This window comes from Neobacillus drentensis, assembly GCF_036966985.1.
Taxonomy (GTDB): domain Bacteria; phylum Bacillota; class Bacilli; order Bacillales; family Cytobacillaceae; genus Neobacillus; species Neobacillus drentensis_E.
Map to the genome: position 1 here is coordinate 14,925 of NZ_JBALSN010000046.1, position 17,340 is coordinate 32,264.

The 17,340-nt window shown below is 43.0% G+C and carries 17 protein-coding genes and 1 pseudogene; 15 read left to right on the forward strand and 3 right to left on the reverse strand.

Annotated elements, in window-relative coordinates; genetic code table 11:
• Positions 1 to 74: 74 nt before the first annotated feature.
• Positions 75 to 1,007: a magnesium transporter CorA family protein gene (locus V7659_RS03470; protein ID WP_335538122.1), complete on the forward strand. Its 933-nt coding sequence runs from the start codon at positions 75 to 77 to the stop codon at positions 1,005 to 1,007.
• Positions 1,008 to 1,091: 84 nt separating this feature from the next.
• Here the strand turns inward: V7659_RS03470 and V7659_RS03475 are convergent, their stop codons facing one another.
• On the reverse strand, positions 1,092 to 1,259 hold the full coding sequence (locus tag V7659_RS03475; protein WP_335538125.1) for a hypothetical protein: 168 nt from the start codon (positions 1,257 to 1,259) through the stop codon (positions 1,092 to 1,094).
• Positions 1,260 to 1,493: 234 nt separating this feature from the next.
• Here V7659_RS03475 and V7659_RS03480 point away from each other — a divergent pair, with 234 nt between their 5' ends.
• The 4 genes from V7659_RS03480 (at position 1,494) to V7659_RS03495 (ending at position 4,303) form a co-directional block, all read left to right on the forward strand.
• Positions 1,494 to 1,826, forward strand: coding sequence for an anti-sigma factor antagonist (locus V7659_RS03480; RefSeq protein WP_335538127.1), 333 nt, complete (start codon positions 1,494 to 1,496; stop codon positions 1,824 to 1,826).
• Positions 1,823 to 2,305 (forward strand): anti-sigma B factor RsbW, encoded by a 483-nt coding sequence (gene rsbW / locus V7659_RS03485; RefSeq protein ID WP_335538129.1) that lies wholly within the window; start codon positions 1,823 to 1,825, stop codon positions 2,303 to 2,305. Before V7659_RS03480 ends, rsbW begins: the two co-directional genes overlap by 4 nt.
• Positions 2,271 to 3,065: an RNA polymerase sigma factor SigB gene (gene sigB, locus V7659_RS03490; RefSeq protein WP_335538131.1), complete on the forward strand. Its 795-nt coding sequence runs from the start codon at positions 2,271 to 2,273 to the stop codon at positions 3,063 to 3,065. The genes rsbW and sigB overlap by 35 nt, the downstream gene beginning before the upstream one ends.
• 95 nt (positions 3,066 to 3,160) lie before the next feature.
• The gene (locus V7659_RS03495) at positions 3,161 to 4,303 is read left to right on the forward strand and encodes a PP2C family protein-serine/threonine phosphatase (protein WP_420491266.1); all 1,143 of its coding nucleotides are present in this window, start codon (positions 3,161 to 3,163) and stop codon (positions 4,301 to 4,303) included.
• 170 nt (positions 4,304 to 4,473) lie between these two features.
• Here the strand turns inward: V7659_RS03495 and V7659_RS03500 are convergent, their stop codons facing one another.
• Complete coding sequence (locus V7659_RS03500) at positions 4,474 to 4,932, reverse strand: Dps family protein (RefSeq protein WP_335538135.1); 459 nt, start codon at positions 4,930 to 4,932, stop codon at positions 4,474 to 4,476.
• A 339-nt stretch (positions 4,933 to 5,271) separates the two neighbouring features.
• Between V7659_RS03500 and V7659_RS03505 the strand changes: the two genes are divergently transcribed.
• From V7659_RS03505 to V7659_RS03520, 4 genes and pseudogenes are all read left to right on the forward strand, one after another.
• Positions 5,272 to 7,947: a CHASE3 domain-containing protein gene (locus tag V7659_RS03505; RefSeq protein WP_335538137.1), complete on the forward strand. Its 2,676-nt coding sequence runs from the start codon at positions 5,272 to 5,274 to the stop codon at positions 7,945 to 7,947.
• Positions 7,944 to 8,948, forward strand: coding sequence for a CheR family methyltransferase (locus V7659_RS03510; protein ID WP_335538138.1), 1,005 nt, complete (start codon positions 7,944 to 7,946; stop codon positions 8,946 to 8,948). Before V7659_RS03505 ends, V7659_RS03510 begins: the two co-directional genes overlap by 4 nt.
• Before the next feature lie 121 nt (positions 8,949 to 9,069).
• Positions 9,070 to 10,569 (forward strand): cardiolipin synthase, encoded by a 1,500-nt coding sequence (gene cls, locus V7659_RS03515; RefSeq protein WP_335538139.1) that lies wholly within the window; start codon positions 9,070 to 9,072, stop codon positions 10,567 to 10,569.
• A 27-nt stretch (positions 10,570 to 10,596) separates the two neighbouring features.
• Positions 10,597 to 12,041: pseudogene (locus V7659_RS03520) on the forward strand (alpha-amylase).
• Positions 12,042 to 12,145: 104 nt separating this feature from the next.
• Here the strand turns inward: V7659_RS03520 and V7659_RS03525 are convergent.
• Complete coding sequence (locus V7659_RS03525; RefSeq protein WP_335538140.1) at positions 12,146 to 12,400, reverse strand: GlsB/YeaQ/YmgE family stress response membrane protein; 255 nt, start codon at positions 12,398 to 12,400, stop codon at positions 12,146 to 12,148.
• A 197-nt stretch (positions 12,401 to 12,597) separates the two neighbouring features.
• Between V7659_RS03525 and V7659_RS03530 the strand changes: the two genes are divergently transcribed.
• The 6 genes from V7659_RS03530 to spoIID all read left to right on the forward strand — a co-directional run bounded on the left by V7659_RS03530 (position 12,598) and on the right by spoIID (position 17,247).
• On the forward strand, positions 12,598 to 12,918 hold the full coding sequence (locus tag V7659_RS03530) for a general stress protein (protein WP_144550792.1): 321 nt from the start codon (positions 12,598 to 12,600) through the stop codon (positions 12,916 to 12,918).
• Between the two features lie 72 nt (positions 12,919 to 12,990).
• Positions 12,991 to 13,173: a hypothetical protein gene (locus V7659_RS03535; protein ID WP_335538141.1), complete on the forward strand. Its 183-nt coding sequence runs from the start codon at positions 12,991 to 12,993 to the stop codon at positions 13,171 to 13,173.
• A gap of 164 nt (positions 13,174 to 13,337) precedes the next feature.
• A complete protein-coding gene (locus V7659_RS03540) occupies positions 13,338 to 13,580 on the forward strand; it encodes a DUF1146 family protein (RefSeq protein WP_144550790.1) in 243 nt (80 codons plus the stop codon).
• Between the two features lie 169 nt (positions 13,581 to 13,749).
• Positions 13,750 to 14,529: a YwmB family TATA-box binding protein gene (locus V7659_RS03545; protein ID WP_335538143.1), complete on the forward strand. Its 780-nt coding sequence runs from the start codon at positions 13,750 to 13,752 to the stop codon at positions 14,527 to 14,529.
• Between the two features lie 32 nt (positions 14,530 to 14,561).
• The gene (murA, locus tag V7659_RS03550; protein WP_144550788.1) at positions 14,562 to 15,872 is read left to right on the forward strand and encodes a UDP-N-acetylglucosamine 1-carboxyvinyltransferase; all 1,311 of its coding nucleotides are present in this window, start codon (positions 14,562 to 14,564) and stop codon (positions 15,870 to 15,872) included.
• 337 nt (positions 15,873 to 16,209) lie between these two features.
• A complete protein-coding gene (spoIID, locus tag V7659_RS03555; RefSeq protein WP_335538146.1) occupies positions 16,210 to 17,247 on the forward strand; it encodes a stage II sporulation protein D in 1,038 nt (345 codons plus the stop codon).
• Positions 17,248 to 17,340 lie beyond the last annotated feature (93 nt).

The window sequence follows — 17,340 nt, forward strand, 5'->3', positions numbered from 1 at the left end:
TTAAACCTTTTTCCTGAAGTTTCATTGATTCAAGAATAGGGGATATAGAAATAAAAAACATTACGAAAGGAGATATGATGGCTATCGATTGGAAATGGTATCAGGTTAAAAAGGATGCGGATGAGCGCACCCAACCGAATTTCAAACAGGACCGCTCCGGATGTAACGAATGGCTGAATCAAGTGCGCAAAAATAAAACCAATTCTTTAAGGATAAAAATTCTTGATTCAGGAGAGAAAGTGGTGACGGGTTCGCTTATTTATAAGCAAAATTTTGAAGAGGAAGGCGACTACAAAATTTTTCATTATTATGTAACGGAGGATCAACTGATTACCGTTGATCTTAACTTTTCCGGTTTAAAACATATCTACCCCGAACCACTTTTTAAGCAAATGAAGAAGGCTGAAAACGCAGTCGAGGGATTTTTTATTCTGCTTGGAGAACTGATGAATGAAATGTTGGTTGAAATTGATCAATTTGAAGAGGAGCTTAAAACACTAATCTGGAGTATCCGAAAGAGGAATGGAACGAGCATTCTTGAAAAAATTTATATGCGCAGACATGAGCTTTTGGTCTGGAAAAGTCTCTTGATTCCGATTAACGAGCTTAAAATCGGGATTGAGGAAATTGAACTGAATGAGGTAAGCAGGGAGGAGATTTTTACGCTTCTTGTCAAACGGATTGAGCGGATGACCGTACTGCTCAACGAGTACGAACATGAACTGGATTCGATTATTAATCTAGAAGAGGTCATTTCCTCTCATCGCGGCAATGAAATTATGAAAACCTTAACGGTGATCACGATCCTTTTTACCCCGATTATGGCACTTGGGGCCTTATGGGGAATGAATTTCAAGCAGATGCCTGAACTCGAATGGCGGTACGGCTATCTTCTCTCGGTAATTCTTATCGTCATCTCGACACTCCTGCTCTATGGCTATTTAAAATTTAAAGGCTGGACAGGCGATCTCTTAAAAGGAAAAAAGAAAGATTCCTATTTTAAATAATCATTTGGCTTGTCCCTGAGCAGGGGCAGGCTATGCTCAAAAAAATAACGACCCTGTAAAAGGGCCGTTACGTTGCATAGGCTGCTATTGCTGTGGATCGGGTGTTTTGTTTTTTTCTTCCTCTAGCTCGGTACCGGTTTTCGCTTCCTTCATTTCCTTGCCGAGTTTCTTTATTTCCTCTAAGTTCTGTGCCATTGAGCTATTGTTGGCTGCCTGGACTTTACCTTGTAATTCTCTTTTTTTAAATTCCATTTGAACACCTCTCCTTTTGTGAACGTCATAATCTGGATATACCCGATTTTTTAATCATGAAACCTAACAAATTTGCTAGGTAAATAGGTCGATTCGTCTAATTTGAATATTTTGGTATAATATTGGGACTAGAAGTGGTGTCAGGCACCAAAGCTGAATTTTTTTAAAAAGAAAGGTTTAGTCTTTGAAAATAGGGGTATATACACTATAAATCTTTCAGGGGTGATGATGAGAATGAATATAACTATAGATAAAAATCAGCGTGATGAGGAAATCGTGGTGCTTGTGGCGGGGGAAATTGATGCATACACGGCGCCAAAGCTCAGAGAGGAATTATTGTCGCTGGCGGAAGCGGGAAATAAGTCGATTACCGTTAATCTACAGGAGGTGTCCTATTTAGATAGTACCGGTCTGGGTGTGTTTGTAGGAATATTCAAACAGCTAAAGGCAAATGGCGGCGAATTAAGGCTGATTCACTTGTCGGATCGAATAAAACGACTGTTTGAGATTACCGGCTTAAGTAATGTCATGAACATTTCTTCAACGACTGAGGAGGGAAGACAATGAGCCAAGTCATGGATTATATCGAAATGAAGATTCCTGCCAAACCGGAGTATGTGGGTGTGATTCGATTGACGTTGTCGGGAATCGCCAGCCGGATGGGTTTTACATATGAGGAAATTGAAGATATTAAGATCGCAGTAAGTGAAGCGTGTACGAACGCTGTCCATCACGCCTATCCCAATGACGAAGGCGGAGAAGTGATTGTCGGGTTTGGCATTTATGAAGACAAGCTAGAAACGATGGTATCTGATAGCGGAAAGAGCTTTAATTTTACCCAGAAGAAAAATGAATTAGGCCCCTATACAGAAGCAAGTACAGTGGAGCAGCTGGCAGAGGGAGGGTTAGGGCTATATTTAATCGAAACGCTTATGGATGAAGTGAGTGTTGCGAATCATTCCGGGGTAACGGTCTTCATGGTGAAGTATCTAAGTGGGGAGCGTGAAAATCATGACACAACCATCTCAACCCAAGAAACGAACTAGAGAAGAAATTGATGCCCTGATCGTAGAGTTTCAGCAGAACGAATGCTCACTTTCGCAATCCATCTTAGTCGAACATTACACGGCCCTGGTCGCAAGCCTTGCGCGAAAATATTCAAAGGGGAAATCGTTTCATGAGGACCTTGTGCAAGTAGGGATGATTGGGTTATTGGGAGCAATCAGAAGATTTGACCCAGGCATGGGCAAACCTTTCGAGTCGTATTTAATTCCAACCGTTATTGGCGAAATTAAACGGTTCCTTAGGGATAAAACCTGGAGCGTCCATGTACCGAGACGGATTAAAGATTTATGGCCAAAGATTAAAACAGTGGTGGACGAGCTGACCAATCACTATCAGCGTTCACCGAAGGTCGAGGAAATCGCGGATTATTTAGAGATCTCCGAAGAGGAAGTCTTAGAAGCGATGGAAATGGGAAAAAGTTATCAAACAGCATCTGTAGATCAAACGATTGAAACAGGTTCGGATGGGAGTACGTCGACAACCTTAGACATTGTCGGATCCGATGATGAGGGCTTCGAAAAAGTCGACCAAAAGCTCCTGCTCGAGAGTGCGATGCATGTTCTATCAGAGCGAGAAAAGGAAATCATCCACTACACGTTTGTCGCAAATAAAAGTCAAAAGGAAACCGGTGAGCTTTTGGGGATTTCTCAGATGCATGTGTCCCGTCTTCTAAAAAAGGCAATTGAGAAGTTACGAAAGGCACTCGCTTGTGATGCTTATCAAGGGGTCAATGATGCCTGAATGGATAAAGGTGCCTGACACTTCAAAGTAGATAACTGGTGTCAGGCACCATATAAACGAACTGACGCTTGGGAAAGGGGGGGATCGCTATGGCCATGAAAATTGCGGTGGTTGACGATAATCAAACCAATTTAATGATTATCGAGAAAATTCTACGTAAGGCTGGCTATAATAGGCTGGTTCTGCTGACATCTGCCAAGGAATTATATCAGTGTTTGCAGTTAGATGCGGTAAATGCCGAGGAAGTTCAGTTCGATTTAATTCTCATGGACTTGATGATGCCGGAAATTGACGGAATGGAAGCGTGTAGAACAGTTCTTGCGGATGAGAGGTATTCTGACCTGCCGATCATCTTCGTTACAGCCATGGGAGATTCCAATAAAATGGCCGAGGCGATGGATGCAGGTGCCCTCGATTATGTCCTGAAACCCATTAATAAAGTGGAACTGCTGGCACGGATTCGTTCCGTCCTCCGATTAAAGCAAGAAAAGGACTTACGGAAGGAAAGAGATAAACGGCTACAATATGAGCTGGACCTGGCTAAGCAGGTGCAAGGAAGCATACTTAGTGATCCAATTGAAGAAGAGGATGTTACGATTTCTGCTATCTATAAGCCTTCCTTTGAGCTGGCTGGAGACCTGTATGCCTGGTATCCGATCAGCGAACATCGTTATGGTGTAATTTTGCTTGATATGATGGGGCATGGAATTTCATCCTCACTCGTCTGTATGTACATATATTCGGCATTGAAGGATACGATTACGGGGATGTCTGATCCAGAGAAGGTCATGAAGGAACTGAATCGCCGTATGTATCAGCTGCAAATGCCAGATCATTTGATTAACTATTATTTCACTGCAATTTACCTGGTGCTCGACACTGAAACGCAAACGATCGAATACGTCAATGCTGGTCATCCGGCGGGGATCGCAATCGTCGATGATGAAGTGAAACTTCTGACGGACGGGTGCTGTGCCCTTGGTTTTTTTGAGGATATCGATGTAACCAAAGGCGTCATTCCTTACAAGCAAGGTGCGCGGACGCTGCTCTTTACCGATGGGCTCTCGGAATGGCTCGAGGAGGATTATGAGGATGCGATCGCTAGGCTCATCAGCACCTTACAAGAGAAAGACATGGACAATCCTGATTCGTTCCTTCATCAGCTCCAGCCAAGTATGGAGCCGCACGCTGCTCCGAAGGACGACCTTTGCTTGGTAATGATTTCGACTAACGTTTAAAAAATACAAGGGTGTCAGCGGAAGAGCTGACACCCTGTTTACTAATTGGTGCGGGGTGCTGGAAAAATTGTTGGTTAGGCGTGCTGGTTGGGAGGGGGCGTACTAATTGTGCCAACCCGCCAGCTTTTTAGGAGGAGAGGGGAACAATTCCCCACCACACCCGTCTAATTCTATTCCGCCAGATAGGCTTCGAGCATCCATCTATGCTTTTCTAAGGAAGTGCGAACCGCTATGAACAGATCTGCTGTTGGTTGATCCTCGTTGTCCTCAGCCAGACTGATTCCCTCTGTCAGTTCGGTGCAGACCGTATTAAAATCATTAGCCAGGCTCTTGATCATTCCCTCAGCGTTTTCGTCGCCGGCTGCTTCCTTGATGGAGGAGATTTGTAATTGCTCTTTCAGTGTCGCCGTTGGTAAAGCCCCTAGCGACAGCATTCGTTCAGCGATGGTATCTAGATGTAGTGCTGATTCCTTATACAATTCTTCAAATTTTGGGTGGAGCGTGAAGAAATTCTCTCCTTTAACATACCAGTGGTAATGGTGAAGCTTCATATAAAGCACTGAGAAATTTGCGACCTGTGTGTTAAGAGTCTCTGTTACTACATTGTTTTTTTCTTTCACTTTTGCCATGTTCATTACCTCCGTTTGTTGGAATAGTGTTGATATCTATTCCTTACCCCGGAGTACATTAATTGAAACCTTGAAAAAAATTTTTTACAAAGAGGTTTCAAGAATGATAGAAACGGGTAATAAGAGGTGTTGACGAATGTAGGATACGGAATTTTCAATTCCGAGTTGGGTGATACGAATTTAGACTTATGCTAGAATAAGGATATTTAAATAGACCACTTTTACCAGGAGGCGGTTACAATAAAAGGCTTCAACTACAACATTCGTGCAAAAATCATTACAGGATATTTTACTATCTTGATTTGCTTGGTGATATCCCTGCTCATTGTGATTGATAGAATGGCAGATTTACAGAAAGAGGTGGACTTCATATCGGGACATGATATTGAGGTGCACGACCTGACGAACCAAATTCAAAAAAATGTTCTCGACATGGAAACCGGAATGAGAGGGTATGCGATCACCGGAAATGAGGAATATCTGGAACCCTATAATCAAGGCAGTCGAAACTGGCTAGATAATTACAATAAACTTCATACCCTGCTCGACGCTAACAGCAGGCAGCAACGCAGTTTGGAGGAAATTAAACCGCTGATTATGAGTTGGATGGCCAACTCTGGGGAATATGTCATTAATGCTAAAAAAAACAATAATCAGTCGGCCTTGGATGAACATTTTAAGAAAAATACAGGAAAGAGAATGACCGATCAGCTCCGCACCCAGTTTGCTTCATTTATGGCCAGTGAAAAGAAAATGATGGCGAAAAGGATCAGCCAACTCAAACAAAACAATCAAAATTTAAAAGTGACGTTGTACGTGTTGATAGGTTTGATAACAGTCATCACAATCATTGCGGCGATGTTACAGTCTAATTCCATCGTCCGAACCATTAATCAGGTAGTAAAAACGATTAAAGGGATCACCGATTCCGAGTCAGATGTCGACTTGACGACACGGATGAAAGTGAATACGCGTGACGAAACCCGGGAGCTTGCGGAGGCCATGAACAGTCTCCTCAGCAGTTTGGAGAAACAGAGTTGGATTCAGAAAAGTATGGCGGATATTTCAACGTTGTATCAGGGGATTACGGATATTAGTGACTTGACGCAATCATTTATTTCAAGACTGGCTCCATTACTTCAAGCTTCTTTCGGTGTGGTATATCTTCGCAAAAATGAAGGGGGCGAAGTCTATTACGTCAAAGCGGCAGGCTATGCGGTTGCAGATGGAGGCGCTGCTGCGGCGAGTTTCCGATTGGGAGAAGGACTGATCGGCCAGGCTGCTGTCGAGAAAAGAATCTTTCTTATTGACCAGCTGCCGGAGGAACATATCAAAGTAACCTCTGGCCTAGGTGCTTCTTCACCAAGGAATCTATTAATTGCTCCGATTTTAGTAGATGGCAAGGTAGAGGCCGTGATTGAGCTCGCTGCGCTTCAGCCATTCCTGTCACAGCACCTTACCTTAGTCGATCTGCTGCAAGACAAGTTTGGTTCAGCGATTACCAATGTGACCGGAAGAATGGAAGTGGAAAGGCTCTTAGGGGAATCGCAAATTCTAACAGAAGAACTACAGGCGCAATCAGAAGAACTCCAAGCGCAATCGGAAGAATTGCAAATGCAGCAAGAACAGCTGCAAATGGCCAATGGATATTTGGAAATGGAAAAGCAATATGCCGAACAACGAGCGCTGGAACTCAAAAAGGCGAAGGATGAATTAGAAGACTATTCAGGAAAGCTGAAGATGAGTTCACAATACAAGACGGATTTTCTCGCCAATATGTCCCATGAACTGCGTACGCCATTGAACAGTATTCTGATTCTGTCGCAAATGTTGATGGAGAATAATAATGAGTTAACCATGTCAGAAGTAGAAGAATACGCAAGTGTTGTTCATACGGCCGGCGGAGATTTGCTGCGGCTGATTGATGATATCCTTGATTTATCGAAAATTGAAGCGGGAAAAATCGAAATTTTGACGGATGAAGTGAACGTAACAGAAATTCCTCAGACATTAAGGAATCTGTTTGACCCCGTTGCAAGAAAAAAGAATTTGACCTTTGACGTGGTCACGCATCCGGATGTCCCCCCTGTCATTTCGACGGATGGACAAAGATTGCAGCAGATTTTAAAGAATTTATTATCCAATGCTTTCAAATTTACGGAACAGGGCGGCGTCACCGTAAGAATTGAACTTGCTCCGCTTGAAAAAGTCGAGGAACTACCCGACCTGCATGAGAAAGCCGACGTGCTGGCCATCGCTGTCACTGATACTGGAATCGGTATTCCATTAGATAAGCAGCAAATTATTTTCGATGCCTTCCAACAGGTCGACGGGACAACGAACAGGCAATTTGGCGGAACGGGACTGGGATTATCGATTTGCCGTGAATTTACCCGTTTGCTTGGGGGGCTGCTTGAAGTTGAAAGCGAACAAGATAAGGGAAGTACGTTCACCTTATATATACCGAGCCGACTTACGCCAGTCAGCCATGATTTGATTAATGTCCTGGCGCTGGAGGAAGTGGCGGTAAGTGCTAGTGAGATGACTGAGGACCCGGAATATATAGAAGAAACAAAATCGCCATTCGTCGACCGAACAGAAGTGGAAACCTCAGATGAACGGCTGTTTAAAGGGAAAAAAGTGCTTCTTGTCGAAGATGATGGCCGGAATGTATACGCGCTTGTGACGGCACTTGAGAAAAAAGGAGTGGTGGTTCAAGTCGCTGAGAACGGAAAGCGCGCCATTGAAATTTTACAAGAACAAGCCGACTTCGACCTGGTGTTCATGGATATCATGATGCCGGTGATGGGAGGCTATGAGGCAATGAAAGCGATACGCTATGACCTGGAGATGGAAAGTCTGCCAATTATTGCGTTGACCGCTAAAGCCATGAAAGGAGAACGTGATAAGTGTATGGAAGCAGGTGCCTCTGATTATATTATGAAGCCATTAAATATCGATCAACTATTCTCCTTGATGCGGGTGTGGCTGACAGAGCAGGTGGATCAAGATTGACGAAAAGGATTAACACGATAAACACGAATAACACGATAAACATGACAAACACAGCAAACACGATAAACATGATAAACATGACAAACACGATAAACCCGGCAAACCTAGCAAACCCAGTGAAACCGGTGAACCCGGTAAACCCGGTAAACCCGGCAGATTCCAGAGTATTCACAGAAACACTAGTGCCTACTGAGTTGCAGAATATTGAAATCAATTTGCTGCTCGAGGGTCTAAATCAAATGTACGGATATGACTTCAGGGGATATGTCCGTGCATCCTTAACCAGAAGGGTCTTGAATCGGATGAAGGCGGAGCGGCTTCCGTCGATTACTGCTTTATTGGAAAAAGTGCTTCACGATCAAGCATATTTGGAGCGATTATTAAATGATCTTTCCATTCGGATGACGGAAATGTACCGAGATCCTACTTTTTTCGCCGCCTTTCGTAACCAGGTTGTGCCATTATTGCGTGAGCTTCCTGAGATTCGGATTTGGCATGCTGGCTGCGCAACAGGTGAAGAAGTTTATTCGATGGCCATTCTGATGCTGGAGGAAGGGCTGGCGGAAAAGACAACCATCTATGCAACCGATATAAATGAAAAAGCCCTTGCTGCTGCTCAAAAAGGAGCCTTTCCACTCAAGAAGATGCAGCAATATACGAAAAACTATTTAAAGTCCGGTGGAAAAAAGGCCTTTTCCGAGTACTACACGACAGATCATCAGTTTGCCTATTTTTCACCCCTTTTGGATCAGAACCTTACCTTTGCCCAGCATAATTTAGTGGCCGACAGTTCGTTTAATGAGTTTCATGTGATTTTATGCCGAAATGTCATGATCTATTTTGACAACGAATTGCAACAGAAAGTCCATGGCCTATTTCATGACAGCCTCGCTGAAGGAGGATTTATTGGCCTCGGCAGCAAAGAATCGATCCTGTTCATGCCAAAGGGCAAGCAATACCAAGAATTTAATCCACATGAACGAATATACAGAAAAGCGTAGGTGCCTGACACCCCATTTGGGTGTCAGGCACCCTTTTTTTATGAGCTGGATGATTAAACTTCGGAAAATTGGGTATTACCCCATTAGGGTATCTTGATAAATTTATGGGGAGAACGATGCTATGAAAACACGGAGAATGGAATTGGTCTTTATCATTTTAATGTTTGCGTTAGCCTATTTAGTGTTTTTTACAAACGTTCCGTTCCTGTCGAAACTGATTTCCATCGTACTCTACGTGGGAATGATCTTCATCACGATATTTTCGTTAATGCTGGAAAATCGGACCGCACAAAACACGCTGTTGTGGATTTATATTTTGGTGTTCCTCCCAATCCTCGGCTATATCATTTATGTCTATTCAGGACAATTATTATTAAAAGGCTATCTTTTTAAAAGTAAGCGCATCAAGGATCGTGAAGTGTTTGAAAGAATGAGCCAAAAAAGGGAAAAGATCGATTTTTCCCAATTGAATTATCACCAGCATCACTTTACTCACTATTTGGATCGGGCAACTTCCACACCTACGAATTCCAATACCCTCACCAAAATCTTAAAAAATGGCGAGGAAACGTTCCGAGAAATCAAAAAAGCACTCCACGATGCTAAGGACTTTATCCATCTCGAATATTATATCTTCCGAGATGACCGGCTAGGAAATGAGATCATCGACATCTTAATCGATAAAGTACGAGAAGGGGTAGAAGTTCGTTTGATGTACGATGCGGTGGGAAGTATTACCCTTTCAAACGTCGCTATAAAAAGAATGAAGGATGCAGGAATCAGGGTCCAGCCTTTTTTACCATTAAAAGGTGGTCTGATTAATCAAAAGTTTAACTTTCGGAATCATCGTAAAATCATTGTCATTGACGGGAAGGTAGGATTTGTCGGCGGACTGAATATTGGAGTCGAATATCTTGGTGAAGACGAGAATTTTGGATTCTGGTGTGATACCCATGTCCTTCTTGAAGGGGAAGCGGTCCAAACCTTACATGCCGTGTTTTTATTAGATTGGCGGTATGTGAGCGGGGAAATGCTGGTGACGGATGAACGCTATATGAAACCAATACCTGCTCCCAGCGATGGTCTCGTCCATGTCGTCGCCACCGGCCCGGAAACCAAACGGATGAGTGACCATTATTATGCGATGATCTCCTGTGCAACCAAATCCATTTGGATTGCATCACCGTACTTCGTCCCCAATCCAGCCATTCGAACCGCACTGCGGATTGCTGCCCATAAAGGGATTCAGATACGAATCATGGTGCCTGACACCAATGATGGTTTTCTCACCCAATATGCGACACGTTCATATTTACCGGAACTGTTGCGTGCCGGGGTCGAGGTTTATGCATACCAAAAGGGATTCCTTCATAAGAAGGTGATGATTGTGGACGGGGATCTCGCCACGATTGGTACAGCAAATATGGATATGCGCAGCTTTCGTCTCAATTTTGAGGTGAATTTATTTTTAATAGGGGCGAAATCCATCCTAGACCTAGTGGCCCATTATCAGGAAGACTTGAAGGATTGTCTGAGAATCCGCCCAGTGGAATTTTATAAAAGAGGGTTCACGGAAAAGGTAAAGGAATCCTTTGCACGTCTATTTTCGGGAGTTTTATAAAATGGCCAAGAAAAAGGGGGAAAAACCATGAAACGAAACCATACGATGATGCAATTTTTTGAGTGGCATATTGAAGCAGATGGTACCCATTGGAATCGCCTGCAAGAGATGGCGTCTGAACTGAAAAGAAAAGGAATCGATTCAGTGTGGATTCCGCCCGTAACAAAGGGTCAATCGGCAGAAGATACGGGATATGGAGTATACGATCTTTATGATTTGGGTGAATTCGATCAAAAAGGAACGGTCCGCACGAAATATGGAACGAAGCAGGAATTACAGGACGCGATAGCCGCATTGTCTATTCATGGGATTCATGTTTATGTAGATGTGGTCATGAATCATAAAGGCGGTGCGGATGAAACTGAGCAATTTGAAGTCATTGAAGTGAGCCAGGAAGATCGAACAGAAGAGATTTCTGAGCCGTTTGAAATAGAGGGATTTACCAAATTCACGTTCCCCAAACGAAAGGACAAGTACTCAGCTTTTAAATGGGGATTTGAACATTTTAATGGCATTGACTATGATGCAAAATCGGAGAAAACGGGAATTTTTCGGATTGTCGGAGACGGTAAAGAATGGAATACCAATGTCGATGATGAATTTGGTAATTACGACTTTTTAATGTTTGCAAATATTGATTACCATCATCCAGAGGTACGAAAGGAAATGATCCAGTGGGGAAACTGGCTTGCTGAAACATTACAATGCAGTGGTTACCGCTTAGACGCGATTAAACATATTGATTATCATTTCATTAAAAAATTTATCGATGAGGTAAGGAAGCAGCGAGGAGATGACTTTTATTTTCTAGGCGAATTTTGGGTCCCGGAACTTTCTGCATGCCAAACGTTTTTGGAAAATGTCGAGTACAAGCTTCAGTTATTTGACGTCACCCTTCATTATAAATTCCATGAAGCATCAAAAGCTGGAGCGGATTTTGATCTGACCACGATTTTCGATGATACTTTAGTTCAAACAAATCCAGAACATGCGGTCACTTTTGTGGATAATCATGACACCCAGCCACACGAAGCCCTTGAATCATGGGTGGAGGATTGGTTTAAGCAGTCTGCTTATGCACTGATCCTGCTTCGCAAGGATGGTCATCCATGTATATTTTATGGAGATTATTTTGGCATTGGAGGAGAGGAATCGATAGAAGGAAAAAAAGAAGCGATTGATCCCCTCCTGTTTGCNNACAAGAAGATTATTTGGATGATCCCAATTTGATTGGCTGGGTCCGTCGTGGCTTAGAGGAACTGGAGCGTTCAGGCTGTGCTGTCCTCATTTCTAATCGGGATGATGGTGAAAAAAGGATGTTCGTCGGTGAAGATCGGGCAGGAGAAGTATGGGTGGACCTCACAGGAACTAAAGACGAGCATATTCAGATTGAAGAAGATGGATTTGCCACTTTCCTTGTTAATGGAGGAAGTGTGTCAGTGTGGGCACTACCTGAAGAGGAGCTATTTTAAAATAGAGTCAGACCAGAAGCACCTTGTTTTTTGAGGTGTTTTTTTCTCTTGTGAAAAATAAAAAGAGACTGCGTGTCGGCAGTCTCCCTGAGTGAACATATTATTTAAGCTGCCCGTTTCATACTTTTCATAAGGAAGCCGACAATTAATGTAAGAAGAATCGCACCAATGATGGCCGGGATCAGATAAAATCCTCCGACTTCAGGGCCCCAATCGCCTAAGATCAATGAACCGAGAAAGGCACCAATAAATCCGGCAATGATATTTCCAATGACACCTCCTGGAATATCACGTCCAATGACGAGACCTCCTAACCACCCGATGATTCCTCCGATAATTAAAGACCAAATAAATCCCATGAAAATTCATCCCTTTCCTATAAGTAATGTGGAACTTAGTCATGTAATACCCGGTCCTGCTATGGCCAAACATTTTTTTGATAAAAAAATTATTTTTTCAGCATAAAGGTTTCATTTTTAAAAAAAGGGTTATACACCCAATTAACATCACGTAGCATTTCAACTTACTAACGAAATTTATTTAGGAGGTAGTTAGAATGAGACAGGTCAAACTAGTGGAGAATGGTCTTCAAGCCAAACAAGAAATTGAACAATTATTAAATCAAGGATTTACGAAAGATGAAGTTTATTTATTGGCCCACGGCAAAGAACGTTCTGAGGATTTGTCGGAGGCGCTGGATACTAATGAGATTGGGGTAAACGAACAAGGCTTCTTTGATTCGATCGCAAATGTATTTCGTTCCCGCGGGGATGAGCTCCGTTCTAAAATGGAATCTCTAGGATTATCCGATACAGAAGCGCAACAATTTGAAAAGGAATTAGACCGAGGAAGAGTCATGGTTGTGGCAGCAAAATAAAATTCAAGCGGGGAACAAAAGGCTCTCCTTTTGTTTCCTCTTACATATAACAAATTGAAAGGGGTAAAGGTGATGAAAATGTCAAAAGTGAATTTGGCTGATTTTTTTGGAGGAAATGTCCGAGCACGACGCAAAATGCGAAAGGAACCGTGTTTTGATACTAACTTTAAAAATCCGATCGTGCACAAGCAAATACACGGCGAGAAAGTATATGTACCATTAAACATCGGCAGGGTTTGGAATCAGGTAAATTAGTTAAATAACTGGGGTCGTGTCAGCCAATAAATTCGCCTTCTAATCGTGCAGTGGAGGGCGAATTTTTTATTAAAAAGGAATTTTTTAAAAAATGGATAGAAAAGGAAACTATTAAGGCGAAGTTTGTGATAGAATAAACAATGTGTGAAAAAAGGGGGGCTAGGATGATAAATGATTTTGGGCAAATGGCTTTGTTAAGTATTGTGTCACATTTAATTTTTATAGCGGTTTCCTGGTGGGCCTTGCAAGCGATTCGTTTGGATCAATTGCTGAAAGCAGGCCATGTATTTCAAGCGCGGTTACTTTACATATTATTAGCCATAATCATCGGTTCATCTGTTAGTAACTTTTTCCTTGATTATCTCCAATGGTCGAGGCAGCTGCCTTTGATTATGCAAAATAGCTAATTGGAAAAAATTTAGGTCTTCATACATGTTTCTATTTGTTCAGAAATTGAGTACAATCGTCTTTGTGTGGAAAAATAACATCAAAGCATAGAACTTGTCTAAAAGTGACGACATTTCCCAAGTATGCTACTCCTCTACCTGGTAACAATGGTAGTAAGGGGGAGTAGAGATGAAGAGAAAGAGTCAGATCTTTTTGAGCGTAGTTATCATAATAAGTTTAATCTTGGTTGTTATGGGGAACCAAACAAGTGAAGCAACTGGCGGCGGGACTAGTTCTATTTTTGAAAAAGATATGGATTTAATAAAAATCGGCTCGATGTTACAAGCCGAAAATATTTTGCTCGATGAATGGACTTTTTATGCAAGAGAGCATTTGGCTGACATGAAAAGTGAGCAGGAAGTTAAGGACTATGCTGAAAAGCTTCAAGCTAAGTTTCCTGATTGGGAATGGTCTGTGAAAAATACCAGCCAAAAATGGGAAGTCACAGCAGTATCTCCAACATCAAAACACCACAAAGAAATGCTTCAAATTATGGCAACCCACACAAAACAACCTGTTAATGCGTATATAGTATATAGTACCTCTGGTAAGGAGTGGAATTCGGCGGCAAAGGCCTTTTTCACTACTAGTCAATTTAAAACTAGGCTAACTGACATATTTCGAGGAAATCCAACAGTTTTCTCTTGTATGAAGGGTACAGTCGGTGATAAGATGGATAAGTCTTTACCTAAGACTATGAATCAAATGATGTCAAGATTTAAAGCAAAAGAAATCGAAGCGTTAAAAGAGGAGACTTTCATGTCTGTTTCGGCCAATTCGCCGATGTTTACAGGCTCCATAGAGAATCAACGAGAGAACATGAATTTACAAATTGGCATACGCTCCGAAGGATTGGGCGGTAAGACTACCATCGTAGTTGGCACACCAATCATTACGATTGAATATTAATATAGAGAAAATGGACGCGGAGGGGAATACTCTTGGAAAAGATTATCGTCCGCGGCGGAAAAAGGCTTGATGGAACGGTTAAAGTTGAAGGTGCAAAAAATGCCGTTCTGCCTGTACTCGCTGCAACATTATTAGCAAGTGACGGAAAAAGTGTATTACGTGATGTACCTACACTCTCCGATGTATACACAATTAATGAAGTTTTACGCAATCTAAATGCTGAAGTGTCGTTTGAAAACAATACAGTCGTAGTAGATGCATCCACAGCGTTAAAAGATGAGGCGCCATTCGAATACGTTCGAAAAATGCGTGCGTCTGTACTTGTCATGGGATCATTACTCGCTCGTAATGGCCGTGCTCGTGTGGCCTTACCGGGTGGCTGTGCAATTGGATCCCGTCCTATCGACCAGCATCTCAAGGGCTTTGAAGCCATGGGGGCAACGGTTAAGGTAGGCAACGGTTTTATTGAAGCGGAAGTTAACGGCCGCTTACAAGGTGCGAAGATTTATTTAGACTTCCCAAGTGTTGGGGCCACTGAAAATATTATGATGGCTGCCACTCTTGCGGTTGGTACGACAATTATTGAGAACGTGGCAAAGGAACCAGAAATTGTGGATCTTGCCAATTTCTTGAACAAAATGGGCGCTAAAGTTCGCGGCGCCGGCACTGGAACTCTTCGTATTGAAGGGGTTAACGTGTTATTTGGTGCAGACCACAATATTATTCCTGACCGAATCGAAGCTGGTACCTTCATGGTAGCCGCAGCGATTACAGGTGGTAATGTATTGGTAAAAGGCGCTGTTCCTGAACATTTATCATCGTTGATTGCAAAAATGGTAGAAATGGGTATCACGATTCGTGAGGAAGAAGATGGCGTTCGTGTCATCGGAACCGATCGTTTGAAGGCTGTCGACATCAAGACAATGCCGCATCCTGGGTTCCCTACAGATATGCAATCACAAATGATGGCATTGCTGCTTCGTGCTAATGGAACTTCGATGATTACTGAAACAGTCTTCGAAAATCGTTTTATGCATGTCGAGGAATTCCGCCGTATGAACGCAGACATCAAGATTGAAGGCCGTTCCGTTATTTTAAATGGCTCTTCCAATTTACAAGGTGCAGAAGTATCAGCGACAGATCTTCGCGCTGCTGCTGCATTGATTTTAACTGGCTTAGTATCTGAAGGTATGACACGCGTGACTGAGTTGAAACACTTAGACCGCGGCTATGTTGACTTCCACGGCAAACTAGCACGACTAGGCGCCGACATCGAACGAATCAACGAAGCAGACGAAACGTTCACAGAAGTCCAAAACCTTGTATCGGATATGAATGCGTAGGTTTTCATGGATCTTATTTCTCCGTCGCATCAAGCTAGGCGGAAAATTACAGTAATAGCGAGCAATCGCAAAACAACGGGCCCTGATGTAGAATCGGGCCTTTTTTGCGTTTAGCGGGTTTTTGTTTTTTGGTTTTTGGTGGTGTCAGGCACCAGGAAAAGACATTTGTCCACGATTTGTCCACGAGCGGTGCCTGACACCATCTTTAACACCATGTTCAGTTTTATGAAAAAATCCGTAATAAATGCTTGTCCGCCTCCATATGTATTAATTGAGACGCATCCCGCCTTTGGTATGATTTGGTGTGGCTGTGAATTTGCAAACTGGAGGCACTATCATGATAAAAATCAAACCATTCGTCGTAGCAGCAGCAGTCCTTATTGCCTTGACCTTGATTATTCCCGCAGTCCTTGTTTTACCGTTTTCTGATGAACATCACGCGAGCGGAAAGTTAGGGGAGGAATTAACTAAGACCCCCGTAAAAGAAGCAAAAGCAGTGCCGGCTTCTACTGACCCTGCCGTAGATGTCGCTGTATTCCCGACTGCGAAATCAACCATTGAAAGTGTCCAATTAGAAGATTACCTCGTTGGTGTAGTGGCAGCTGAGATGCCAGTGGATTTTAAAGATGAAGCACTCAAGGCCCAGGCATTAACAGCGAGAACGTATATCGTCAACCGATTAATTAATAAAGATACGCTGGGTGTTCCAAAAGGTGCTCAAGTGACTGACACCGTAATCCACCAGGTTTATATGAATGATGCGGAGCAGAGGCGGGACTGGGGCGCTAATTATGAATGGAAAAAGAAAAAGATCGTAGATGCTGTACGGGCAACAGCCGGACAAATTTTGACCTATGACGGCAAGCCAATCGATGCTTTGTTCTTCTCAACAGGCAATGGCTATACGGAAAATTCGGAAGACGTCTGGGAAGGGAAATTCCCTTATCTAAGAAGTGTATCCAGTCCGTGGGATAAAAAGTCCCCAAAATATAACAGTCAAAAGGTGATGTCCGTTCATGAGTTTGAAACACGGCTTGGTGTGAACCTTGGTTCGGGATCGACAATTGGCAAGATTGTCGACCGGACGGCGGGCAAGCGTGTCGGTAAGGTCGATTTCAATGGGAAAGTCTTATCGGGGATAGAGATCCGCGAAAAACTGGAGCTGCGCTCGTCTGACTTTGCCTGGAAGCGTAAGGGCGATAACATTGTGATTACGACGAAGGGATTTGGCCATGGCGTCGGGATGAGCCAGTACGGGGCGAACGGGATGGCTAAGGAAGGAAAGAACTATCAGGAGATCGTGAAGCATTACTACAAGGGCGTGGAGATTACAGCAGCGGATCATATGCTTGATACGGTTACTGCGAAGAAATAGTTGTTGTTGAATGAACCAGGCTGAGATGCCTGGTTTTTTTGTATGGGTGAGTATATAAAAGGGTATAGGACAATGACCTGAGCCAGGCTGAAC